Here is a 22204-nt window from a genome sequence, read left to right on the forward strand (position 1 = left end):
ATTTTTTGTAGTATTGGTATAATTATGCAGTACGTTCTTCACGCTTACGATTATACGGACGAACAGGCGCTGAACCGGCGTCTGGCGGTTCGGACTCAACACCTTGATGGCGCTCGCCAGCTTAAAACCGCCGGTCATTTCATCCTGGGCGGGGCTTTGCTGGATGCCGCCGGTAAAATGATTGGTTCCATGATGCTGCTGGATTTTGATTCGGAAGAGCAACTAAACAACTGGCTACAGACGGAAGTATATATAACCGGTAAGGTGTGGGAGCGAATCGATATTAAACCCTTTCGACAAGCGGAAATCTAATCTAGTAGTTTGCGGTTTTCAGTTTTTGGTAACAACACAATCCGGTGCCCATCAGTTAACTGATAACCGAATACCCTAAAAGCAATGATTCAGGCAGCAATATTTGACATGGACGGCCTGCTGGTCGATTCCGAACCGCACTGGCGGGAAATAGAAATTGAAGTGTTTCGTACGGTTGGGCTGGAAATGGACGATGAGATGTGCAAACGGACCACGGGTTTACCAACCGACGTCGTGGTGCGGTATTGGTACGAAAGGCATCCCTGGCACAACCGCAGCATAGAGGAGATAGGCGACGAAATTATTGACCGGGTTCACGAACGGATTCAGGCTCAGGCGCAGCCCATGCCGGGCGTTCCGGAAATTCTGGATCTGTTTCAGCAGCAGGGCATTCCGATGGCAATTGCCTCAGCCTCGCCCATGCAGTTGATCGAAGCGGTGATTGACCGTTTGCAGATTCGGGATTATTTTACCATCTGGCATTCGGCGACGCTGGAAAAACGCAACAAGCCTCATCCGGATGTGTACTTGGGCACGGCCCATAAACTGGGCGTTGAACCGCGCGCCTGTGTGGCATTTGAAGATTCCGGCAACGGCCTGAAATCGGCTCACGCGGCCGGGATGCTGACGGTTTCAGTTCCGGCAGACTATGAATTCAACGATTCCAAATTCGAGCTGGCCACGCTGAAAATACCGTCGCTAACCGAATTCACCCCGGCTCAACTAAGGGAATTAGAAAATCAACTGTCCATTGCATCAGCAATCCGCTGAAAACCCAGACTCACTATGCCTTTTCGACTTTATCAACTGGATGCGTTTACCAATCAGGTTTTTTGCGGTAATCCGGCCGCTGTTTGTCCCTTAAGCGAGTGGTTGCCCGACGAAACCATGCAGGCCATTGCGGCTGAAAATAACCTGGCCGAAACGGCTTTTTATGTACCCATTGATCCAGAAAACGGCGCTTATCACATTCGCTGGTTTACGCCCACCGTGGAGGTCGATCTCTGCGGTCATGCCACGCTGGCGTCGGCCTATGTCGTGTTTCATCTGGAAAAAACAACGCCTGGCGACGTTATTACCTTCGACTCCCGTAGCGGGGTGCTGAAAGTGTGCCGTGATAACGATTGGCTGATTCTGGATTTTCCGGCTGATACAACCCACATTGCCATTCACCCGCCTGCGCTGGAAACCAGTCTGGGCGGTATCAAGCCAGTGGAAGTGCTGAAAGGAAAAACCGACTACCTGATTGTTTTTGAAAACGAGCAGCAGGTACGGGAGTTAAAACCCGATTTCCGGGAAATGGCAACCATTCCGGCCCGGGGCCTTATCGTGACGGCTCCTGGCAGTGACTCCATTGACTTTGTTTCCCGGTTTTTTGGCCCCCAATCCGGCATTGACGAAGATCCGGTAACAGGTTCTGCCCATACGACGCTGATTCCCTATTGGGCCGAGCGGCTCGGAAAAACCGAAATGACGGCCCGCCAGGTTTCCAAAAGGGGCGGTTATCTGCGTTGTAAGCTGGTGAATGACCGGGTGGAAATTTCCGGCCAGGTGAAGCTCTACCTGACTGGAGAGTTTGAATTTTAACGGACGGTGTTAAACTGGGCCGTCTGCTCGCTTGTCGGTCCGGAACCCTTCATCAAACGACGGTTTTCCCGGACCGTTCAGCAGGAGAAATACGCTCATCGCGAAAAGGTTGAGCGCGGGAAACGTGTTTTTGTACGTATCCTGAATGGCCAGATGACCCATCAGGACCGCAAACAGAAAGTTAATCATCAGCAGGAAAGCCGCCGGACGCGTCCAGAGTCCGGCGATCATCAGCAGCGCCCCAACAAATTCCGTGTAGGCTGACAGGGTTGCGCTGAGGACCGGAAACGGAAAACCTAGACTTTTTAACCAGTCGGCATACCCCGGAATACCTTCAGCGGGGTGAAGGGCCGTATGCCCAGCCGCGTCGAGCAACTGGTACCCGAACGCCAGCCGGAGCAGAAAAGGAGCATAGGGGCGAAACCGGTCAAGCGTTTTAATACCATCCATCACGTAAACGTTAAATGATTTTGTTAAGATAGTGAAGCCGTTGTTTAATAATATTTGTAATTATTCTAAATAAGTACTACTTTTGGTGCGTTCTGTTGAAAGCGCCATGAATGAATTAGCCGAAAAATCGTTTGAATTTTCTTTTTTAGCCGAAACCCCTAAAGAGTTTGATCTGAACTCCTTTATGGGTGAGACGGAATGCGTGTTCAAAAAATGCTGTAAAAAGTGGAAAAAGAAGGGTAAGCACTGCAAAAAGTGCCCTGAAAAATAAGCCCTTTTCCCTTTTCTGACCCTTTGTTTGGGTAACAAACCGGATTTCTGCCAATTTTGTGGGATGCCAATCCGCTACGAAATTTACTTTGACCTTCCGCCCGAATCCCTGCTGCGGGCTATTATTTCATTACATCAACGTGTATTTGTGGGGCAGACCCCGGGGGAGCTTTTTCAGGAGTTTGAAGAAGCCAAAGACCGGCAGATGCTCACCCTCGTGGCGCTGGACGACCAGGCCGTGGTGGGTTATAAAATGGGCTACCAGCGTAAACCCGGTCATTTTTATAGCTGGCTGGGGTGCGTCAGTCCCGATTACCGGCGTCAGGGTATTGCGGGTGAACTGATGCGGCAACAGCACGACTGGTGTAAAGCCAATGGGTACCGGGCCATCCGGACGCACACCCGCAACCAGTGGCGCGATATGCTGATCCTGAACATCCGGCACGGTTTCGACATCATCGGCACCGTCACAAGCGCCAGCAGCCCTACCACGATCGTGCTGGAAAAGACGCTTTAAAGCCGTACCACGCTGCGTTTGAGATCGTCGGGAACTGGATTGCGTCAGGATTTGTAATTTTGCCGATGCACCTGTATATCCATATTCCTTTCTGTAAGCAAGCCTGCCATTACTGCGACTTTCATTTCAGTACCAATTTGAAGCAAAAAACCGCTTTAGTGGATGCGCTTTGCCGGGAAATTGACTTGCAAAAGGATTACCTGCCAACCCGTCGTCTGGAAACCATTTACCTCGGTGGCGGAACACCCTCGCTGCTGACGGAAACCGAATTAGAGATTCTTTTCGAAACCATTCATCGCCAGTATACCGTGGCACCAGATGCGGAAATTACGCTCGAAGCTAACCCGGATGATCTGATCGGGCCGGTATCGGACCCGCTGCGTCAGCTACGGCTTTTCCGGAAATACGTCAACCGGCTGAGCATCGGTATTCAGTCGTTTCACGAACCGCACCTCCGGCTGATGAACCGGGCCCATTCCGCAACAGAAGCCGGGAGTTGTGTGCAACTGGCGCAGGAAGCCGGTTTTACCAATCTGACCATTGACCTGATTTACGGGGTTCCGGCCGACACGCACGGCATCTGGCAAACCGATCTGGCGAAAGCCGTATCGTTAAAAGTACCGCATATTTCGGCCTATTGCCTGACGATTGAACCGGGCACGGTATTTGGCAACTGGCATAAAAAAGGGCGTTTACAGGCCGCAGAGGATGAATTTGCCGCTGAACAGTTTACTATGCTGGTGCAAACGCTGCGGGAGAACGGTTACGAGCAGTACGAAATTTCGAATTTTGCCCAGCCGGGTTGTGAAGCCCGGCATAACAGCAGTTACTGGAAACGGCGGCCTTATCTCGGCATTGGACCCAGTGCCCATTCGTTCAATGGTGTAAGCCGTCAGTATAACATCGCCCACAACATCCAATACATTCGGGCGATTGAAAAAGGCGACGTACCCGGAACCGTCGAGCCGTTGTCGCGGGCTGATCAGGTGAACGACTATCTGTTGACGGGCCTGCGCACCAAGTGGGGCTGCGACCTGCGGGAACTTTCGCGCCTGGCCGGAAGTGATTTTCAGGTTCTTCAGCGGACCGAACTTCAGAATCTGTACCAACAGGGCTGGCTTTCCCTCGAAAACCATTTACTAACATTAACCGAAGCCGGCAAGCTCTTCGCCGACCGCGTAGCCGCGGAACTGTTTATGGTTGAGAGTGATGAGGAATAAAGTAAAGGCGAAACGTACTGACGGGTCAAACAATAACTCTTACTTCTTCATTCATAACTCATCACTCTTCTTTATTTTTACGTTTGATGAGCACTTCCCGTCCGGTTAATCGTTTACGTTCGTCTGCACCCCAGCCTGCCTCCCCCCCGTCGGGACGTTCCCCGCGGGTTGGCTCTCCCGTTCGTCATCGTCCGTGGCTGGTGTGGGTGGGTCGGCTGCTGGCTAAACTGGTTGTTTTAGCCTTTCTCATTTCATTTGGTTGGGTTGCCCTGCTGAAGTACCTGCCGGTTTCGATAACGCCCCTCATGATTGCGCGGAAATTGGAAGCGAAAGCCGATGGTCAGGACAGTAAATTGTATAAAGACTGGACGCCGTACGAAGAGATTTCCAAAGAAGCGGCACTGGCGGTTGTCGCGTCGGAAGATCAGGCTTTTCCGGAGCACTGGGGGTTTGATTTCGATGAAATCCAGGATGCCATTAAGGAAAACAAAACGCGAAAACGTCTGCGTGGTGCCAGCACCATCTCCCAGCAAGTGGCCAAAAACGTTTTTCTGTGGAACGGCCGGAGTTACCTGCGCAAAGGACTGGAAGTATATTTTACCTTTTTAATCGAACTCATCTGGGGCAAGGAACGGATTCTGGAAGTATACCTGAATGTGGCCGAAACAGGACCGTTAACGTTTGGAGTGGAAGCCGCTTCACGCCGGTATTATGGTCATTCGGCCAAAACGCTCACCCGTACCGAAGCCGCCCGGATTGCCGCCGTACTGCCCAATCCCCGCTTATTTTCCATCAAAAAACCGTCGGCTTATATTGAAAAACGAACCCGCCAGATCAGCCGTCAGATGCGGTATCTGGGTGGTCGGCGTTATCTGGAAAATTTGTGAATTGCTCGAATTAGTTGTATTTTTAATACGAGATGAACGTTGTAATCAAAATGGAAAAAACTGTTCATTCCTTCCGGGAGGGTTAGGAGCCTGATCCTGATAGAAATGAGGGTCGTTCTGCTTTACTAAAAACACCACCCGGCAGAATTTTGCTGCCACCTATCTCATTACTGTTACCGTATCTTGAACTTACTTCAACACAAATGCCACAGTCAGCCGGGCTACTGAGATCTCCTTCCCTACAGCGTAAAATCTGTGTCATTATCGTAGATGATGACGAAGATGATCGTCATTTTATTCACCGGGCTTTTCAGAATGTGGGCGCTAAACACCAGATTCTCCAATATGAAGATGGTGAAAAGTTGATGAAGAGCCTGACGGAAAGTGAAGACGCCCAAGAAAAAATTGCTTCCTGCGGTCTGATTATTCTGGATGTTAATATGCACCGGATGAGCGGCATCGAAGTGTTGCAAGCCATTAAAGGTAACCCCCTGCTCAAGCATATTCCCACCGTGATGCTATCGACCTCCATTGAGGAGGATCTGGTGCAGGAAGCTTACAGCCTGGGCGCCAATGGTTATCTGCAAAAGCCCAATCTGATGGACGATTACAACCACCTCGTCATCAGCATGCAGGCCTGTTTTCTGGAAGTGCCCAGCGTTCGCTGGTCGCAGCTTTGAAGGTTGATTACTGTAATTCGGTGGTGGGGTCCCAGAGTACCTTGTCAAACTGTTCGATCCGGTCATCTGTGACCCGAACACCCTCGGCGGCCAAAAGGTCCTGCATGGCCGTCGGGCTTCCAAAAAAATGCTTTCCGGATAAAACACCAATGCGGTTGACCACGCGGTGGGCCGGTACATCCCGCCCGTGAGCGGCATTCATCGCCCAACCTACCATCCGGGCGCCCGCCCGCAGGCTTAAATAGCGGGCAATGGCACCATAGGTTGTGACGCGGCCCGGTGGTATGAGCCGCACCACATCATAGACATCCTCGAAATAATCGCGCTGTTCCATACCTGCCGCCGACAGATCGGTTATTTGTCTTCAATTTCGTGTACCAGCTCATCATACCATTTCGGTCCATACATCCGGATGAGCGGCTCTTTCAGAAATTTATAGACCTCAACGCCGAGTTCTTTACCAAAGTCACAGGCCGGGCTGCAAATGGGCCAGCGGTCGTAATTAAGCGCGTGGAAGTGATCGTATTTGGTGATGCGAATCGGATAAAGGTGGCACGAAATCGGCTTTTTGAAATCGATTTTTCCGTCCTTATACGCCTGCTCAATACCGCATTTCAGAATACCGCGCTCGTCGTAATTGGCGAAAACACATTCGCGTCCGTTGATAGTTGTCGTAACGAAACCACCGTCGCCGTCAGACTCATACAAGCCCTGTTCTTCAATGGCTTTTATACCTTCGGGCAGCAAATACGGTTTTACCTGCGGATAAATCTGGTCCAGAATTTCGAGTTCCGAATCTTCCAGCGGAGCGCCCAGATCGCCTTCTACGCAACAGGCGCCCTTGCATTTATCCAGGTTGCAAACAAAAAACTTTTCGGCTACATCATCGCTGATGCAGGTGTTATCAATGAGTATCATCAGTTGTTGGCCGTGCTTATTTCTTAATTATTTTCAATTGTTGACCTACGGTAACACCGCCACTCGGTAGCTGGTTCCAGTTCTGAATCTGTTCAACGGCAACCCCGTACTGTTTCGAAATGCGGTATAACGTTTCGCCTTTCTGCACGGTATGGTAAATGATTTCTTCACTTACCAGTGGATCTTTGGACGTGCTCGTGCCCGTAGCTGCCGGGGTTTTAAACGCGTCACCTTCTCCTTTAATGACCAGCGATTGACCCACCGCCAGCTTGTCGTTCTGCGTCAGGTTATTCCAGGCAAGCAGCTCATCGACTGTCACTCCATAAAGCCGTGAAATGCTATAGTACGTTTGTCCCGGTTCCACCTTGTGCGTCATCGACCGTGAAGAGCTTGTGGTCCGGGCGGGCGAGTTGGTTTTAGGGGCCGGTGTTGAACGGGTTGCCGGTGCAGAAACGTCTTCGGAAGGTTGCGTGGTCGGGCGTTTCGCCATTACCGGAGCCGTTTCGACGGGTTTGCGTTCCGCAGGGCGGCTGCTCGGAGCCGGGTTGGTTGACCGCATGGGGGTCGGTTCCCAGTCAGAACTGGAAGAACTCCCGTTTTCCGGGCGAACAATCACAACCCGTTGGGTAGAACCGGAGCTTTGCATTGTCATTTTCGGATTGCTAACCGGTTCGGCCTCTTCTTCTACCGGTCTGGTGGGTGTGCTGGCCGGTTTTTCAGCGGGCCGACTCGCGGGCGTGCTTCTGGAGGGTGAGCTTGCTACCCGTGATTCGCTCGAAGCCGGTGCATCTTTCGATTCTACCAGCTTCGGGGTGTATAATTTCCGTTCCGACGCATTGCGGGGAATTGTGTTGGCCGGGCGATTCGAATCGTTCGGTTCGGTACCGGGTTGCGACGCAATAGGCTGCGAGGCAGGGGCAGGTGTGGTCGGCGTTTTAATAATTTCGACGGGCTTGTTGCCAGGGCGACGTTCGCGCAGCCACATCACCCGGCCTACCTGCAGGCGCTCCGAACGGTCGATGCGGTTGTAACGCAGGAGTTTTTTCAACCGGATACCGTACATCTGCGAAATGCTCCAGGAGGTTTCGCCCGCCTGAACGGTATGGTGGGGCACCGTCGCTTTTCGCATTTTTTTGGCCAGATAATATACTTCATTCGTCGTGATGGGCGAACGGTCGGTCATGTCGTTGTACCGCATGAAGCTCGAGACGCTGACCCGGGATTTGCGGGCCAGGGTGGAGACGTTGTCGCCCTGTAGGGCCTGAATTCCCGGCAAACCGTTGATTTCGTATAGAACCACATCCGGTTTTCCCTTGGTATAATTGACCTTTCGCAGAATCGGAAAACCTGTATCATATTTGGGCGCTGCGGCTGCGGTCGCACGGGGTTGGCTTACCGGCTGCGATTTGGTTCGCTGTACCTGCCGACGTAAAGCCACGGCCTGATCGCCCGATGCCGGAATGGCCAGCACGTACTCCCGGTCGTCTGGAATGTTGTTGCCCAGAATCCAGCGGTTATACTTGCGGATTTCGGTTTCGTCGATATTCAGTTCTGCCGACAGTTGCGAAACCTTTTTGCCGCTGCCGTTGGGGTATTCCACCAGCGCGAAGGCATTGGTCGTACGATAGTTCGGTAAAACGTTTTCGAGGGCTATTTTATGGGCGAAAAAACGCAGGATATACCGGTCGGTTTTCTCGTTCAGCGTGACTTCTTTGGCGTAGGCCCAATCTGCCGGAACCAGTTTGCTGATGCCGGTGGTACCGAGGTAGTAGGAGTAGAGCGACGATACCCAGTTGTTGTACACCGCGTTGTTGCGTTTAAAATACCGGGCAGCTCCACGGGTTGAAGCGACAATGCTTTTGCGCTCGTCTACTTCATCATCCACCCGCAGTCCGTGGTCGGTGGCGGTTTCTTTCTTAAACTGCCAGTAGCCTACTGCTGTCGAAGCCGACACCGCATCGGGCGTCAGCGAACTTTCCTGAACGGCCAGGTATTTCAGGTCAACCGGTACTTCTTCCTCCAGGAGAATAGACTCAATCAACGGAAAATAAAGCACGACCCGGTCGAGCTTGGCCTCCCAGTATTTCCGGTTCGACTGCACCAGCGAGGTAATGTCCCGCTGGATGATGCGCCGTGCACCGTCGTCAAACCGGACGGTCAGGTCCGCAAACCGGATGGAAGGCGGAACGTTAACGGGATTCTGGGCGTTGCCGGGAAGAACAAAAACGTGGGTCAGGAACAGGAGTAGAGAGAAAGTCAGCAGGCTTTTTTTCATACGTTGTTATTTTTTGTAAATCATCATTAACCCATCCCGAACCGGCAGCAGAACCTGCTCGACGCGGGGATCTTCGTTTACTTTGCGGTTGAAATCAAGGACATGCTGTGTGTCTTTGTCGGCCCGGCGATGGGCCGCCGTCCGGCCGTTGCCAACCGGTTTTACCACCTTCCCGCTCCACAGCACATTATCCGCTAAAATAATGCCACCGGTTCGCACTTTGTCAAAAACCAGGTCGTAGTACAGGCTGTAGTTTTCTTTGTCGGCGTCAATAAACACCAGATCGAACGGTCCGTCCAGCGTCGGAACAAGCTCAACGGCATGGCCAATACGCAGGTCAATCAGGTGCCCAACCGGCGACTGATTCCAGTAGGAGCGCGCAAAGGACTCCAGCTCATCGTCTTTTTCGATGGTAATCAGAACACCGTCATCGGCCAGCCCTTCGGCCAGACAAAGGGCAGAATAGCCCGTAAAGGTGCCAATTTCGAGAATCCGGCGGGGGCGGAGCATCCGGGCGTACATCGACAGCAAGCGCCCCTGCATATGGCCCGACAACATCCGGGGGTACAGCACGCGGGCGTAGGTGTTTCGATTGAGCTGGCGCAGCAACTCGCTTTCGGGCGAAGTGTGCGCGTCAGCGTAGGCAGAAATGTCGGGTGGCAAAAAATCCATGCCGGTTTGCGGGGCTTTAGGCGATGAAACGAAAGCCGGTGGTTTTTGTAAAGGTACGATTAAACTGTTAACGGGAATACCGCGATCCTATTTTGTCTTACTTTTCGCGATGGACGGTAAAGCCGGGACGTGGGCGTCATTTATCCTCATCCGGCTCCGGCAGGAAGGTCAGGTAGCTCAGGCGGCTTTCGTCAAACATCTCATTGGCCAGGTCCTGTAGCAAACCGGCTTCGACCTGGCGGATCTCGCTGAAAATTTCGTTCAGGGAATCCAGTTTACCCGTATCCAGAATGCTTTTGGCCATCGTGAGCATCAGGCTCTGGTTGCTTTCCTCCGACATCGCGAGTTGTCCCATCAACTGCTCTTTGGTGTTGTGCAATTGCAGTTTCGTCAGCGGTTTTTCGCGCAGGGCTTTCAGTTCGCGGTTAATGAGCGTGCTGCTTCGGTCGAGGTGTTTCTGGTCGGTACCGAAATAAATTCCCAGAAAACCGGTATCCAGAAAAGGCGTGTAGCTGGCTTCGATGGAATACACCAGACCGTATTTTTCGCGCAGGTTCATGTTCAGCCGGGAGTTCATACCCGGGCCGCCGAGCAGGTTAACCAGCATGAAAAACGGCAGCCGACGCGGATCGGGTAGGGCGTAAGACGGGCGACCAATGGCACACTGCGCCTGCGTGATGGGCCGTTCGACCGTTACACGCTGGGGTTCGTACTGGCCGGGTGCAATCCGTTTCCGTTCCGAGGTGCGGTGTGGAATGTCGCTGAGGTATTTGGCCGCAATCTTCCTGACCTTGCTGAACGGCAGGTTGCTGACCGACGCAAACACAACCCGCTCAGTATCCAGATTCTCACCAATGAATTCCTGAAGCTGGTCGCGCGTAAACGACCGGACGGTTTCGGGCCGACCGAGGATGTTGCCACCCAGCGGGTGATTCCTGAAAACCACCTGGTCAAAATCGTCCTGCAAAGCGTCTTCGGGCGAGTCGTAATACATCGCCATTTCCTCCAGAATCACGCTCCGTTCCTTTTCAATCTGCTTTTCGGGGAAAACGGAATGAAAGGCAATGTCGGCCAGTAGCTCGGTGGCTTTTTCGAAATGCAGACCCAGCACCGACGCGTGAAAACAGACTTTCTCCTTGGTGGTATATGCGTTCAGTTCACCGCCTACGGTTTCGAGCCGGTTGATGATGTGAAAGGACTTGCGCTTTTTAGTACCCTTGAAGGCCATGTGCTCCCAGAAGTGGGCCAGACCCTCCTGCTGGGGTAATTCGTCGCGGCTGCCGATGTCGAGCATGATGCCGCAATGAGCAATTTGGGTATGCGGTACTTGTTTATGAACAATCCGAATGCCGTTCGGTAAAGTATATAGTTCGTATTCTTCCATTCTGTTCCAACCTTGATTCACTGCACAAGGTCTACTGATTATTCCTACCCGTGGGGCGTTAGAAAGAACCCTTGCAGGTGTAGAAATAAAAACTAAATTTAGTGAAAGAAAATTTCATCCCAATGCAAGTATGAAGACTATCTCTACGCTGCTGGTCGGTTTCGTTCTGTGGAGCAACGCTTTACTGGCGCAAAGCCCCACGACGCAAATCGGGCTTAATGCCGTCCCATTGCTCAATCGCACCCTTGAACTGAGTGCGACCTGGACAAAAAGTCCGCATCATGAATTTTTTGCGCAGGGCGGTTATACATTTCCCACGTCTTCTTCAAATGGGAATAGATTTCAGGATTTTTATTGGGAAGGCACAACGCGTGGAGCATACCTTCGGCTGGGAGCACGGGCCTTTTTTAACCCATCCGACCGGTTTCGGCTTTTTCTTGGCTTTCATATAACCAATGGCTATGTTAAACAGGCCGGTAAAAATACCACGGTCCTAAATTGCCTGATGGCCCCTTGTCCGGCCCTGGAAAGGGAAGCGCAGCAGGATAACTACCTGTTGAGTGCCGGGTTTGCGGGCGGGGTTCGAACCAGCATCACGCAGCGTTTAGCCGTTGACCTGGGTATGCAGTTCAACTCTTTTGTGGGCGGCAAGCCCGAACTGATGGGCCAGGACATCTACACACCGGGCTATGGCCGGAAGCCGTTGCAGCCGGTGGCAACCGTTCACTATACCCTCAAAGGACGGTAAAACAAAGAATCCGACAGGTAGTGCCAGGGGCGTCAACGCTGCGAATCGTATGGAGAGTGCTGAGATTTTTTTACTTTTGACGCATTCCCTTACCTTAAAAATACTACAATGGCTCAAAACCGTACCTGTCGCTTTTTATCATTTTTTTTAGGTTGCCTTTTATGCTTTACACTCGGCGTTCCCCTTCAAAACGTATACGCGCAAGATAAAGCCGTACAACTTTTTGCCCATCGGGGAGGAGCCCATGAACAGGATGAAAACACCCTTCAGGCTTTTCGGAATAGTTACGAAAAGGGCCTGCGTGGATTTGAAACCGATATTCGAATCAGTAAAGATGGGCAATTGGTCATTTCGCACGATGCCTCTCTGGACCGGATGACGACAAGCCAGGGAATTGTGGAAGAAATGAACGCGGCTGACTTGCGCAAAGTGAAAACGAAGAAAGGCAATCCGCTGCTCTTCCTGGATGATTTGCTGGCTTATTTTGCGGATAAACCGGGTGTTTACCTGGAGTTTGAAATGAAAACAACGCCCAAAGCATATCCACAGGAGTTGCTCGAAAAATACTGCGATCAGTTGTACAAAGCCGTGATGTCAAAAAGACCCAATGGGTCTACCTATTTGTTGACTTCGTTCGACAAGCGCCCGCTACAATACCTGAAAGCCAAGTATCCTGAAGTCGATCTGCTGTTTATCACGTCATCCCCGTTAACCAAGGACGTCGTGCAGGAAACCCTGGATTTGGGGGTGAAACGCATTGGCTGTAACCTGAGTGGAACGAGCCGTAAAAACGTGAAGGATGCGCAGGCGGCTGGCCTTCTGGTCAGTTGCTGGCCGGGGCATACCGTCCAGGATTTCCAATTGGGGGTGGCCTTGGGCTGCGATTATCTCTGCTCCGACATTCCGGTAGAAGTCCTGACCTGGATGAAGGCTAAAATGCCCTGGGTGAAAATAAAGTAATGAATCTTGTCTGTTTAGCGACTAAAAAGTCGCTAAACAGATATACGCAGTATAGGGAAGTGATGCAAAAACGTTGTTGAGCGCGGTTACTTTCCGATACAGAACTTACTGAAAATCGTAGCCAGCAGATCGTCCGTTGTGATCTCGCCCGTCAACTCACCCAGATGGCGGAGGGCGTCGCGCAGGTCGATGGCGAGCCAGTCCTGGGTCGATCCGGCATCCAGACCGTCGAGAACGCGGGCCAGGGCCGCATCCGTCTGCGTCAGGTGTTCGTAATGGCGCAGGTTCGTAACCACAGTACTGCCCGGAACGGCATTCGACCGGACAAAATCGGTAAGCCGTCGGGTCATTTGATCCAGATTGTTGCCGGTATTCGCCTGAATAGCCACCAGTTCGTTGCCAAACTGAAGCTGCCACTGCGCCAGCTGTTCCTCAGATAATTTGTCCATCTTGTTGGCGATCAGTAGGTAAGGAACGCTCCGTTGCTGCAATTCCGCCCGTACTTCTTCCAGTTCAGTAAGTGGGGTTTCGGCGGCATCGAAGAGATAGACAATGATGGCGGCTTTATCAAGTTGCTGGCGGGTGCGTTCAACGCCAATGGCTTCGATGGCGTCGGTGGCTTCGCGAAGTCCGGCGGTATCAATCAGCCGAAACCGAATGCCGTCGATAAACAGTTCGTCTTCGATCACATCGCGGGTAGTGCCGGGAATATCCGAAACAATGGCTTTTTCTTCATTTAGCAGCGCATTCAGCAGCGTTGATTTACCGGCGTTAGGCTTTCCGGCCAGCACCGTGGCAACCCCGTTCTTGATCGCGTTACCAACCGAAAACGATTCAATCAAAGGTCGTAATACCCGCTGAATGGACCAGACAAGCTGGCGCAGATCGTCGCGCTGGGCAAACTCCACGTCTTCTTCTCCGAAATCCAGTTCCAGTTCAATCAGGGCGGCAAACTCGATGAGTTGCTGGCGGAGGGCTTTCAGTTGCCGGGAAAAACCACCCCGGAGCTGCGTCAGCGCGGCCCGGTGCGTGGCTTCGGAGTCGGCGGCAATCAGGTCGGCCACGGCTTCGGCCTGAACCAGATCAAACTGACCGTTCAGGAACGCCCGCTGTGTAAACTCACCCGGCTGGGCCATTCGGACGCCTTCTTTGAGCAACAAACGCAGAATCTGCCGGATCACGTACTCTGACCCGTGGCACGAAATCTCAACCACATCTTCTTTCGTAAACGAAGCGGGACTGCGGAAAATAGTGACCAGCACCTCGTCGATAACCGTGTTGGCCTGATCCCGAATGGTGCCGAAATGTGCGGTATGCGAAGCCTGTTGCGTCAGGTCCTTGCCCCGAAAAAGCCGGTTGGTAATCTCAATGGCCCGCTCGCCCGAAACCCGGAGTACGGCAATGGCTCCAATGCCCGGTGCCGTTGCCAAAGCCGCAATCGGCTCCTGTTGTAAAATGTTCATGCTGATAGTTTCTGATTACCTCTGATGCTCCCTGATAGTCTCTGATGAATAGGTATTACACAGAGCTAATCAGCGATTATCAGCGCTAATCAGGAATTGTAATTCAATAATTTAGGGAAAATAGGCAGCGAGTTGGCCAGCCCGACCAGCCGTTTTTCCAGCGGTACGGCGGGAACTGCCAGCAAATCGGCTACCTCATCACCGAGGAAGAAACGCATTTGGGCCGCCGGGAGGTTCCGTCCGGATGGAGGACTGAGCCGTTCAAACGTTTCCAGCAGCGAACGGGTGAGGCCCTGGCCCTGTTCCGACGAACGGAATTGCCGCCGGGCAATGGCGCGGTCGAGGTGAAAGGCTTCGCGCCGGTTGCGGGGTAACAGCTCTTCTGCAACACCCAGCAAATAACCGGTAACGTTGATGTGGTGCAGATACGCTTCCTCTTCATCGTCCGTCATGGCAACACCGGCTTTGCGCAGGCCCCGCAGCACAATATACGAAAACGCCAGATTCGTACCGGCCATATCCTCCTGATTGACAGGGTAACCCCAATCTCTGTTCCACTGCCCGCCGTGTAGCGTAAACCAGCGGATGGCGGCATGCATCAGCCGGACTTTCAGGGTACGGGACACGGTCTTGCCGGTTTCCCAATCCCGCTTTTTCATGATGCTAAACACCCATTCGCCGGTTTCTTCCAGCCGTTTCAGGGTATCGTTCCGAATGCGTTCAGAAAACCAGAGTACCCGGGCACCGTCGGCTCCGGCGTAACAATACGGCAATGAATAACATCCTAAAATCAAACTGATGCTGACCCGATGCTTCTGGAAAAACTGTCTGGCGATGTCCATCTGCCGTGAGTCCGCCCAGTTGGGAAGTAACGCGTGCGTTTGCAAAAATTCCTGGACCGCCGGATGTTGCGCCGAGCCATCTGACTCAGCGGTATTACCCAGCCAGCGCAGTAGCGAACCTACGCCCGCGCGCCCGTACTGATCGGCCACGGATGCAATGACCGCATCGGCGGGCGGATCGCCCTGTTGACGGTACTGGCTCAGCAGTTCGTCCGGAAAGGTCCGGCTTGGATGAATGGTTTTTAGCATTGGTAGCCAAAGGCTTATCCCGTCCTTATAACGTATCCCTTTGTACGGGTACCGTATCAACCGGTGCGGGCAGGGATTGTTGCGCGGGGGGCGTTTGCGGAGCCGGTTGGTTCGGGTAATACCGTTGACCGGGCATACCGTACTGGTATTGCGGGTCCACAATCTCAACGGCGGTTACAAAGTACTTGGTTTCGCCGTTCCAGGGCAGTTTAACCAGTTTTTCCTCATAATGAAGCGTCACACGCTGACCGGTTTTAACGGCCTGGTTAATCTGCCGCGCTACCGAGTCGTCTTTCACGGAGAAGTCGAAATATTGAGGAGTCAGCGAACCCGTTTCGCCCGAAAAACCGCCGACATTCAGAACGCCTTCCCAGGTTTTGAAAACGTAACCCCGGCGGCTGTATTTGGAAATGGTACCGGCGCGTTCGCCGTCGCTGTAACTCCAGACCGTCAGGTAATAAAAAACACCAAAAATCAGTAGCAGAAAAATCAGCAGAAACAGAATCCGTCTCATGAATCGTTGTCAGTTTTGGAACACGTTACCAGATAATCCGCAAAGCCATCTTACTTCGATCGGATGGCAATGACGGGGTCCATTCGGGCAGCTACCAGGGCTGGCAATATACCGGAAATCGTACCGATAATACTAGATACACCCAGACCCAGCATAATGTTGGCGGGAGATAAAATAATCTCCAGACTGCCCAGCTTTATAAATGACAACAAATAAACAAGCAAAATGCCGACGCCACCACCAATTAAACTTAAAAAAACCGCTTCAAACAGAAATTGAAACAGAATGGAGTAGTTTTTAGCCCCCAGTGATTTCTGAATGCCGATGATGTTGGTGCGTTCTTTAACCGACACGAACATGATGTTGGCAATACCAAAACCACCCACCAGAATCGAGAAGCTCCCGATAACCCAACCGGCAATTGTCAGTACCGCAAAAAGGCCCGAAATGGCCTGGGCGGCTGCTTCGGGGCGGTTCAGCGCAAAATTGTCCTCCTGCATCGGTTTGAGTCCCCGGCGCGCCCGCAACAGTCCCCGCACTTCACTTTCGGCTTCGAGCAGCCCTTCGTCGGTTTCAAGCCCTTTTACCGCAATGTCGATGCTGGGGTAGACCGAATGGTACATTTTGGCAAAAGCCCCAATGGGAATCAGGCATTTTTTGTCGGGGTTGCCGCCAAAGTTGACCAGACTTTCGCCCTTGCGTTCCTGTACACCAATCACGATGTATTTCAGGCCGTTTAGCTTAAACTCTTTCCCAACCGGGTCCTGTTCGGGAAACAGGGTTTCGGCCACGTCGGCACCGATGAGGGCTACGTTGCGGGACGCGTCGATCTCCTGCTGAGAGAAATACCGGCCCTTTTCGACCGGAACGTTCGAGATTTTGTTGTAATCCAGCGAGGTTCCCTGAATAAGGGACTGAAGACTGTTGTTGCCGTTTTTAACCGTCACTTGGCCCCGAAAATCCATAGCCACCACCGCTTCGGCGTTTTCCAGGCGTTCTTCCAGAAATTTAAATTCGGTGAGCGACGGTTCCGGGCGCTGGAAATACTTCCACCACTGGTACTCGCCCCCGCCAAAACCCCAGGGCCATTTCTGGATATACATCACCCGGTCGCCAATACCCGCCAGACTGTCTTTGATATTCCGTTCCAGCGAATCGACAATTGTAAATACGGCAATGATCGCAAAAATACCGATGGTCACGCCCAGCAGCGAGAGCGTGGTCCGGAGGAGGTTCGAGCGCAGGGCCTGCCACGCGAACCGGAAGCTTTCGTAGGTCTGTCTGAGAAATTTCAAGTGATTGTGTTTTATGACCTATTAAAGTTATCAGGCCGTTTGATAGATTCCAAACGATTTGCAAGCGAAGGTCGTTTCGGCGGATGTTTGGTTTGTTTTTGTAGATTAGTGGTTTACGACATTAGCCCGTATGAAAAAGGTAACTCGATCTATCCATTGTGCAATAATCCTGTTTCTGGCCCTGCTGGGAGCCTGTCGGACGGGTCAGAAATCGCCGGGCGTGCGGCAGAGTTCCGGCGTTTATCAGTACGAGAACGAAAAAAAACAAACCGTCGCCCGCAAGGCAGGGCCGTATTTTTCGGATCGTCAGGCCGTCCTGGGCAAGAACGGTATGGTCGCGTCGGCGCACCCGGAAGCGTCGCGCGTTGGCGTTGAAATTCTGAAAGCAGGCGGTAACGCGGTGGATGCCGCCGTGGCGGTGCAGTTTGCGCTGGCGGTGGTGTATCCGGGCGCGGGCAACATCGGTGGGGGCGGTTTTATGGTGTACCGTGACCAAACCGGGCAGGCTTACACGCTCGATTACCGGGAAAAAGCGCCCGAAAAAGCGCATAAAGATATGTACCTGGATTCGGCTCAGAACGTCATTCCACGGCTGAGCATCACCGGCCATCTGGCCAGCGGGGTGCCGGGTTCGGTTGACGGCATGGTGGAAGCCCACCGCCGGTTTGGCCGGCTGACCTGGGCGCAGGTGCTGCAACCCGCCATTGATCTGGCCGAAAAAGGCGTTGCTCTGACCGAACGCGAAGCCCTGGGACTTAACCGGACCCGAAGTTCATTTCTGTCGGTGAACCCGGATAAACGGTATTTTATGAAACCCGACACAACCGACTGGAAAACGGGCGAATTGCTGATTCAGAAAGATTTAGGTCAGACACTACGGCGGATTCAGCAGCAGGGTCGGGCGGGTTTTTACGAAGGCGAAACCGCTCGTTTGCTGGTCGCTGAAATGCAGCGCGGGGGCGGTATTATCACGGAAAATGATCTGAAAAATTACCATGCCGTCTGGCGCGACCCGCTGGTGGGCACCTACCGCAACTACAAAATCATTACCATGCCGCCCACGTCCAGCGGGGGGGTGGCCTTATTGCAGTTGTTGAAGCTGGTGGAGCCATATCCGCTACGTCGGTGGGGCTGGAACAGCGATTCGACGGTGCAGGTGATGATTGAAGCCGAGCGACGCGTCTATGCCGACCGCGCCAAGTTTCTGGGCGACCCGGATTTTGTGAAAGTGCCGGTGGCGCAGTTGATCGACAAAAACTACCTGCAAACCCGTTGGGCGGATTTTAATTTTGCCCGGGCCACCGACAGCCGGAACGTGAAAGGGGGCAATGTACCGGGTTACGAAAGCCTGGAAACCACGCATTTTTCGGTGGTCGATAAAGACGGGAATGCCGTATCGATCACCACTACGCTGAACGGCGGTTACGGCAGCCGGGTTGTCGTGAATGGAGCGGGCTTCCTGATGAACAACGAAATGGACGATTTCAGCATCAAACCCGGAGTGCCCAATATGTTCGGGTTGATTGGCAATCAGGCCAATGCCATTGCGCCGGGTAAACGGATGCTGTCGTCGATGACGCCCACCATCGTAGAGCAGGACGGTAAACTGTACATGGTAGTCGGGACGCCCGGCGGTTCGACCATCATTACGTCGGTTTACCAGACCATTCTGAACGTGCTGGATCACGGTATGACGATGCAGCAGTCGGTCAACGCGCTGAAGTTTCACCACCAGTGGCTGCCCGACAAAACCACGTTTGAAAACGGCGCTTTTTCGGACGAAACCATCCAAAAGCTCCAGTCGCGCGGCTATGTGCTCGAACAACTCACCAATTCGCTGGGGCGCATGGACTGCGTGCTGCTCCGGCCCGACGGGACGCTTGAGGGCGCTTCGGACCCCCGGGCGGACAATACTTCGGTGGGCTATTGAATTTTAAACCTTGCGGACCGAAACGGGTTTTTATCAGATGACCAGTTCATTAAGTCCATTTGTAATCATGAAAACGAAATTCCTTTCTCTTCTTGTCCTGTGCGTTATTACAGTAAGTGGATGGGCGCAGGCCACGAAAAATACCGCCAATCTGGCCGACGTGCGGAAACGTCTGACCCAGATTTACGAAAAAGATCAGAAAGAACGGGCGGCTTATGACGCCGTAGAGCGGCAATACGGCTGGGGGGCCAAAGAAGCGCAGGATGCCCGCCAGAAAATCAAGGACATGGACAAAGCACATCTGGCCGAAGTCGAAAAAATGATCGATCAGGTGGGCAGTTATCCGGGCCGCAGTGTGGTCGGGCAGCCGCTGGATCAGGTGGCTTTTCTGATTATCCAGCACAGCACCGACCGGGCAGTTCACGAAAAGTATTTACCGATGTTGACCGAGGCTGCGCAGAAAGGCGAACTGGACAAAGCCGGTGTGGCATTTCTGACCGATCAGGTGAAGGTCCAGAAAAAGGAAAAACAGATTTACGGCACGCAGATTCACATCAACAATCAGGGGAAAAAAGATGTGTATCCGGTTGAAGATGAAGCCAATCTGGATCAGCGTCGCAGAGAGATGGACCTGGAACCCATGTCGGCTTACCTCGCGCGGATGGGGGTTAAAAAATAATGCCTTTACGGCTCCGTCGTTCAGGCGTCAGTTTAATTGCGAAGATGTATTGTACCCACGGACTTTAATCCGTGGGTATCTTTTTAAGGGGGAAGTCGCTTTCTTTGCGGACAATTTTCGTACTCACTGGTCTACCTATGTTACACCGCGTTGTTGTTACCGGAATGGGCGCGTTTACGCCCATCGGTAAAGATATTCCCACATTCTGGCAAAATGCCGTGGAAGGCCGTTCGGCTTTTGCTCCCATTACCCGTTTTGACGCTTCCCGGTACCGCACGCAATTTGCCGCCCAAATCGGCGGTTATGACCCGGCGCAGTACTTAAACCGTACCGATATCAAGCGGGCCGACCGCTACACGCAATACGCTCTTGTGGCCGCCGATCAGGCGATTCAGGATTCCGGGTTTGATCTGGCCGCAATGGACCCCTTCGATGTGGGCGTCATCTGGGCTTCAGGGCAGGGCGGTACGGAAACTCTGGAAGAACAAACCACCGAATTTGCCCGGGGCGACGGTCAGCCGCGCTTCAGTCCGTTTCTGGTTCCGAAGGTGCTGGTCAATCTGGCATCCGGTCTGATTTCCATCCGGCACGGTTTTATGGGGATCAATTACACGCCGGTTTCGGCCTGTGCGAGTTCCAATTCGGCTCTGATGGATGCCTTCAATTACATTCGACTGGGCAAAGCAAAGATCATTGTCAGTGGTGGTTCCGATGCCGCCATTACACCGTCTTCGTTTGGCGGCTATTGTTCCATGAAAGCCATGTCGACCCGGAATGCCAGTCCGCAAACGGCTTCCCGTCCGTTTGATGTGGAGCGCGACGGTTTTGTCATGGGCGAAGGAGCGGGCGCACTGGTGCTGGAAGAATACGAACACGCCAAGGCCCGGGGCGCTACCATCTACGGGGAAATTGTGGGTGCGGCTATGACCGCCGATGCATACCACATTACGGCTACGCATCCGGAGGGCGTCGGCGCCACGAAGGCCATGCAACTTGCCCTGACAGAAGCCCGGCTGAACATGGAAGATCTGGATTATCTGAACGCTCACGCGACCTCCACGCCGGTGGGTGATCTGTCGGAAATGAATGCCGTGGCCCGATTGACCGGCAACCGGAAAACCCGGCTGCGAATCAGCGCCACCAAGTCCATTACGGGCCATTTGATGGGAGCCGCCGGGGCCATCGAAGCCCTGATTAGTCTGCTGGCTATCCGTGACAACGTGATTCCGCCCACGATCAATACCGAGGTGCGTGATCCGGCCATTCCGGAAAGTCTGAACATTGTTTTCAAAGAAGCCGTCTCTACGCCGGTTAATACGGCCATGAGCAATACATTCGGTTTTGGCGGGCATAACGGTATTGTAGTTTTCAAAAAAATATAAAGAAATCTTCTACCTTTGTCGGGCAACTTTAGGGGTGTCAGGACCGAACCGGACTGACTGAGAGCATACCCTTATCACCTGATGCAGTTTGTACTGCCGTAGGGAAAAGTTACCGAGAAGCCATCTGCTTACCTCCAAAGTTGCTGTAGCCTAACTCATTGACAGCAATATGTTTCCATCACCTCAATCGATCTGGACTGACCTCGCAACCATTCGCGCGCAGGCTCCGCTGATTCACAACATCACCAATTTTGTGGTCATGAACAACACGGCCAACGCGCTGCTGGCCCTGGGCGCGTCGCCCGCGATGGTTCATGCACCCGAAGAAGTCGAGGATTTTGTCACTATTTCCAGCGCCCTGGTCGTCAACATCGGCACGCTGGATGCCACGTTTGTTGCCGGAATGAAACTGGCGATGCGCCGGGCCAAAGACCTGGGCAAACCGGTTGTTTTCGATCCGGTGGGGGTGGGTGCAACGGCCTACCGCAACCGGGTTAGTCAGGAACTTCTGACGCTGGCAACACCCGACATCATCCGGGGTAATGCGTCGGAAATACTGGCGCTGGCTGGTCTGGATGCCCAGACCAAAGGAGTTGACAGCACCGTGGGGTCCGATGCCGCCGTGGAAGCCGCCAAACGACTGAGCCAGACCTGGGGCTGCGTGGTGGTGATCAGTGGTGCTACGGATTACATCATTCAGAACGACCAAACCGCTACCATTGCCAACGGTCATCCGCTGATGGCCAAAGTAACGGGCATGGGCTGTACTGCTACGGCCTTGGCCGGCGCGTTTGCTGCGATAAATTCCGACTATTTTCGGGCTGCAACCCACGCGATGGCCGTCATGGGAATCGCGGGAGAGCTGGCCGCTGAGAAACAGGCGGCCCCCGGTAGTTTGCAGCTTAACTTCCTTGATAGTCTATATCAACTGGCCCAATCGGATCTGGAAACCCGGTTGAAATTATCGTAA

General features: G+C 53.0%; 23 protein-coding genes and 1 riboswitch. Of the genes, 13 read left to right on the top strand and 10 right to left on the bottom strand.

Annotated elements, in window-relative coordinates:
* Positions 1-24 precede the first annotated feature (24 nt).
* The 3 genes from LX87_RS16005 to LX87_RS16015 all read left to right on the top strand — a co-directional run bounded on the left by LX87_RS16005 (position 25) and on the right by LX87_RS16015 (position 1899).
* On the top strand, positions 25-312 hold the full coding sequence (locus LX87_RS16005; RefSeq protein WP_111629280.1) for a YciI family protein: 288 nt from the start codon (positions 25-27) through the stop codon (positions 310-312).
* An 84-nt stretch (positions 313-396) separates the two neighbouring features.
* The gene (gene hxpB, locus LX87_RS16010) at positions 397-1083 is read left to right on the top strand and encodes a hexitol phosphatase HxpB (RefSeq protein ID WP_111629281.1); all 687 of its coding nucleotides are present in this window, start codon (positions 397-399) and stop codon (positions 1081-1083) included.
* Between the two features lie 15 nt (positions 1084-1098).
* On the top strand, positions 1099-1899 hold the full coding sequence (locus tag LX87_RS16015; protein ID WP_111629282.1) for a PhzF family protein: 801 nt from the start codon (positions 1099-1101) through the stop codon (positions 1897-1899).
* Between the two features lie 9 nt (positions 1900-1908).
* Here the strand turns inward: LX87_RS16015 and LX87_RS16020 are convergent, their stop codons facing one another.
* Positions 1909-2349, bottom strand: coding sequence for a DoxX family protein (locus LX87_RS16020; protein ID WP_111629283.1), 441 nt, complete (start codon positions 2347-2349; stop codon positions 1909-1911).
* Positions 2350-2683: 334 nt separating this feature from the next.
* Here LX87_RS16020 and LX87_RS16025 point away from each other — a divergent pair, with 334 nt between their 5' ends.
* The 4 genes from LX87_RS16025 to LX87_RS16040 all read left to right on the top strand — a co-directional run bounded on the left by LX87_RS16025 (position 2684) and on the right by LX87_RS16040 (position 5923).
* Positions 2684-3136: a GNAT family N-acetyltransferase gene (locus LX87_RS16025; RefSeq protein WP_111629284.1), complete on the top strand. Its 453-nt coding sequence runs from the start codon at positions 2684-2686 to the stop codon at positions 3134-3136.
* 65 nt (positions 3137-3201) lie between these two features.
* On the top strand, positions 3202-4356 hold the full coding sequence (hemW, locus tag LX87_RS16030) for a radical SAM family heme chaperone HemW (RefSeq protein WP_111629285.1): 1155 nt from the start codon (positions 3202-3204) through the stop codon (positions 4354-4356).
* An 86-nt stretch (positions 4357-4442) separates the two neighbouring features.
* A complete protein-coding gene (gene mtgA, locus LX87_RS16035; RefSeq protein WP_111629286.1) occupies positions 4443-5243 on the top strand; it encodes a monofunctional biosynthetic peptidoglycan transglycosylase in 801 nt (266 codons plus the stop codon).
* 203 nt (positions 5244-5446) lie between these two features.
* Entirely contained in the window at positions 5447-5923 is a 477-nt protein-coding gene (locus tag LX87_RS16040) for a response regulator (RefSeq protein WP_111629287.1), read from the top strand.
* A 7-nt stretch (positions 5924-5930) separates the two neighbouring features.
* Here LX87_RS16040 and LX87_RS16045 read toward each other — a convergent pair whose 3' ends face one another.
* From LX87_RS16045 to LX87_RS16065, 5 genes are all read right to left on the bottom strand, one after another.
* Positions 5931-6257, bottom strand: coding sequence for an MGMT family protein (locus LX87_RS16045; protein WP_111629288.1), 327 nt, complete (start codon positions 6255-6257; stop codon positions 5931-5933).
* Between the two features lie 20 nt (positions 6258-6277).
* Positions 6278-6841, bottom strand: a complete 564-nt coding sequence (locus tag LX87_RS16050) for a DUF3109 family protein (protein WP_111629289.1) — start codon at positions 6839-6841, stop codon at positions 6278-6280.
* Between the two features lie 16 nt (positions 6842-6857).
* Complete coding sequence (locus LX87_RS16055; RefSeq protein WP_111629290.1) at positions 6858-9116, bottom strand: LysM peptidoglycan-binding domain-containing protein; 2259 nt, start codon at positions 9114-9116, stop codon at positions 6858-6860.
* A gap of 6 nt (positions 9117-9122) precedes the next feature.
* Positions 9123-9788: an O-methyltransferase gene (locus LX87_RS16060; RefSeq protein WP_111629291.1), complete on the bottom strand. Its 666-nt coding sequence runs from the start codon at positions 9786-9788 to the stop codon at positions 9123-9125.
* A gap of 136 nt (positions 9789-9924) precedes the next feature.
* Complete coding sequence (locus LX87_RS16065) at positions 9925-11172, bottom strand: M16 family metallopeptidase (RefSeq protein WP_111629292.1); 1248 nt, start codon at positions 11170-11172, stop codon at positions 9925-9927.
* A 130-nt stretch (positions 11173-11302) separates the two neighbouring features.
* Here LX87_RS16065 and LX87_RS16070 point away from each other — a divergent pair, with 130 nt between their 5' ends.
* Together LX87_RS16070 and LX87_RS16075 are read left to right on the top strand one after the other, a co-directional pair.
* Entirely contained in the window at positions 11303-11920 is a 618-nt protein-coding gene (locus tag LX87_RS16070; RefSeq protein ID WP_111629293.1) for a hypothetical protein, read from the top strand.
* Positions 11921-12028: 108 nt separating this feature from the next.
* A complete protein-coding gene (locus tag LX87_RS16075) occupies positions 12029-12880 on the top strand; it encodes a glycerophosphodiester phosphodiesterase (RefSeq protein WP_111629294.1) in 852 nt (283 codons plus the stop codon).
* Between the two features lie 86 nt (positions 12881-12966).
* Here LX87_RS16075 and mnmE read toward each other — a convergent pair whose 3' ends face one another.
* The 4 genes from mnmE to LX87_RS16095 all read right to left on the bottom strand — a co-directional run bounded on the left by mnmE (position 12967) and on the right by LX87_RS16095 (position 17243).
* Positions 12967-14343 carry a tRNA uridine-5-carboxymethylaminomethyl(34) synthesis GTPase MnmE gene (gene mnmE / locus LX87_RS16080; RefSeq protein ID WP_111629295.1) on the bottom strand — a complete coding sequence of 459 codons (1377 nt, stop codon included), beginning with the start codon at positions 14341-14343 and terminating at the stop codon, positions 12967-12969.
* 89 nt (positions 14344-14432) lie between these two features.
* Positions 14433-15434, bottom strand: coding sequence for an oxygenase MpaB family protein (locus LX87_RS16085; protein ID WP_111629296.1), 1002 nt, complete (start codon positions 15432-15434; stop codon positions 14433-14435).
* Between the two features lie 25 nt (positions 15435-15459).
* Positions 15460-15948, bottom strand: a complete 489-nt coding sequence (locus LX87_RS16090; RefSeq protein ID WP_111629297.1) for a DUF8785 domain-containing protein — start codon at positions 15946-15948, stop codon at positions 15460-15462.
* Between the two features lie 50 nt (positions 15949-15998).
* Positions 15999-17243, bottom strand: coding sequence for an ABC transporter permease (locus LX87_RS16095; RefSeq protein ID WP_111629298.1), 1245 nt, complete (start codon positions 17241-17243; stop codon positions 15999-16001).
* 130 nt (positions 17244-17373) lie between these two features.
* Here LX87_RS16095 and ggt point away from each other — a divergent pair, with 130 nt between their 5' ends.
* The 4 genes from ggt to thiM all read left to right on the top strand — a co-directional run bounded on the left by ggt (position 17374) and on the right by thiM (position 22204).
* On the top strand, positions 17374-19173 hold the full coding sequence (gene ggt / locus LX87_RS16100; protein ID WP_111629299.1) for a gamma-glutamyltransferase: 1800 nt from the start codon (positions 17374-17376) through the stop codon (positions 19171-19173).
* Between the two features lie 67 nt (positions 19174-19240).
* Positions 19241-19852: a DUF6624 domain-containing protein gene (locus LX87_RS16105; protein ID WP_146624490.1), complete on the top strand. Its 612-nt coding sequence runs from the start codon at positions 19241-19243 to the stop codon at positions 19850-19852.
* Positions 19853-19989: 137 nt separating this feature from the next.
* Positions 19990-21234, top strand: a complete 1245-nt coding sequence (gene fabF, locus LX87_RS16110; RefSeq protein ID WP_111629301.1) for a beta-ketoacyl-ACP synthase II — start codon at positions 19990-19992, stop codon at positions 21232-21234.
* 20 nt (positions 21235-21254) lie between these two features.
* Positions 21255-21356: riboswitch (TPP riboswitch) on the top strand.
* Between the two features lie 47 nt (positions 21357-21403).
* Positions 21404-22204, top strand: coding sequence for a hydroxyethylthiazole kinase (thiM, locus tag LX87_RS16115; RefSeq protein WP_111629302.1), 801 nt, complete (start codon positions 21404-21406; stop codon positions 22202-22204).

Source organism: Larkinella arboricola, assembly GCF_003259745.1.
In the GTDB taxonomy this organism is placed as follows: domain Bacteria; phylum Bacteroidota; class Bacteroidia; order Cytophagales; family Spirosomataceae; genus Larkinella; species Larkinella arboricola.

Coding starts and splice junctions, on each gene's coding strand:
- LX87_RS16055 (WP_111629290.1), bottom strand. CDS start 9,116: ATGAAAAAAAGCCTGCTGACTTTCTCTCTACTCCTGTTCCTGACCCAC.
- LX87_RS16020 (WP_111629283.1), bottom strand. CDS start 2,349: ATGGATGGTATTAAAACGCTTGACCGGTTTCGCCCCTATGCTCCTTTT.
- ggt (WP_111629299.1), top strand. CDS start 17,374: ATGAAAAAGGTAACTCGATCTATCCATTGTGCAATAATCCTGTTTCTG.
- LX87_RS16090 (WP_111629297.1), bottom strand. CDS start 15,948: ATGAGACGGATTCTGTTTCTGCTGATTTTTCTGCTACTGATTTTTGGT.
- hxpB (WP_111629281.1), top strand. CDS start 397: ATGATTCAGGCAGCAATATTTGACATGGACGGCCTGCTGGTCGATTCC.
- thiM (WP_111629302.1), top strand. CDS start 21,404: ATGTTTCCATCACCTCAATCGATCTGGACTGACCTCGCAACCATTCGC.
- LX87_RS16075 (WP_111629294.1), top strand. CDS start 12,029: ATGGCTCAAAACCGTACCTGTCGCTTTTTATCATTTTTTTTAGGTTGC.
- hemW (WP_111629285.1), top strand. CDS start 3,202: ATGCACCTGTATATCCATATTCCTTTCTGTAAGCAAGCCTGCCATTAC.
- LX87_RS16105 (WP_146624490.1), top strand. CDS start 19,241: ATGAAAACGAAATTCCTTTCTCTTCTTGTCCTGTGCGTTATTACAGTA.
- mtgA (WP_111629286.1), top strand. CDS start 4,443: ATGAGCACTTCCCGTCCGGTTAATCGTTTACGTTCGTCTGCACCCCAG.
- LX87_RS16065 (WP_111629292.1), bottom strand. CDS start 11,172: ATGGAAGAATACGAACTATATACTTTACCGAACGGCATTCGGATTGTT.
- LX87_RS16050 (WP_111629289.1), bottom strand. CDS start 6,841: ATGATACTCATTGATAACACCTGCATCAGCGATGATGTAGCCGAAAAG.
- LX87_RS16005 (WP_111629280.1), top strand. CDS start 25: ATGCAGTACGTTCTTCACGCTTACGATTATACGGACGAACAGGCGCTG.
- LX87_RS16045 (WP_111629288.1), bottom strand. CDS start 6,257: ATGGAACAGCGCGATTATTTCGAGGATGTCTATGATGTGGTGCGGCTC.
- LX87_RS16085 (WP_111629296.1), bottom strand. CDS start 15,434: ATGCTAAAAACCATTCATCCAAGCCGGACCTTTCCGGACGAACTGCTG.
- LX87_RS16070 (WP_111629293.1), top strand. CDS start 11,303: ATGAAGACTATCTCTACGCTGCTGGTCGGTTTCGTTCTGTGGAGCAAC.
- LX87_RS16025 (WP_111629284.1), top strand. CDS start 2,684: ATGCCAATCCGCTACGAAATTTACTTTGACCTTCCGCCCGAATCCCTG.
- LX87_RS16040 (WP_111629287.1), top strand. CDS start 5,447: ATGCCACAGTCAGCCGGGCTACTGAGATCTCCTTCCCTACAGCGTAAA.
- LX87_RS16060 (WP_111629291.1), bottom strand. CDS start 9,788: ATGGATTTTTTGCCACCCGACATTTCTGCCTACGCTGACGCGCACACT.
- LX87_RS16015 (WP_111629282.1), top strand. CDS start 1,099: ATGCCTTTTCGACTTTATCAACTGGATGCGTTTACCAATCAGGTTTTT.
- fabF (WP_111629301.1), top strand. CDS start 19,990: ATGTTACACCGCGTTGTTGTTACCGGAATGGGCGCGTTTACGCCCATC.
- mnmE (WP_111629295.1), bottom strand. CDS start 14,343: ATGAACATTTTACAACAGGAGCCGATTGCGGCTTTGGCAACGGCACCG.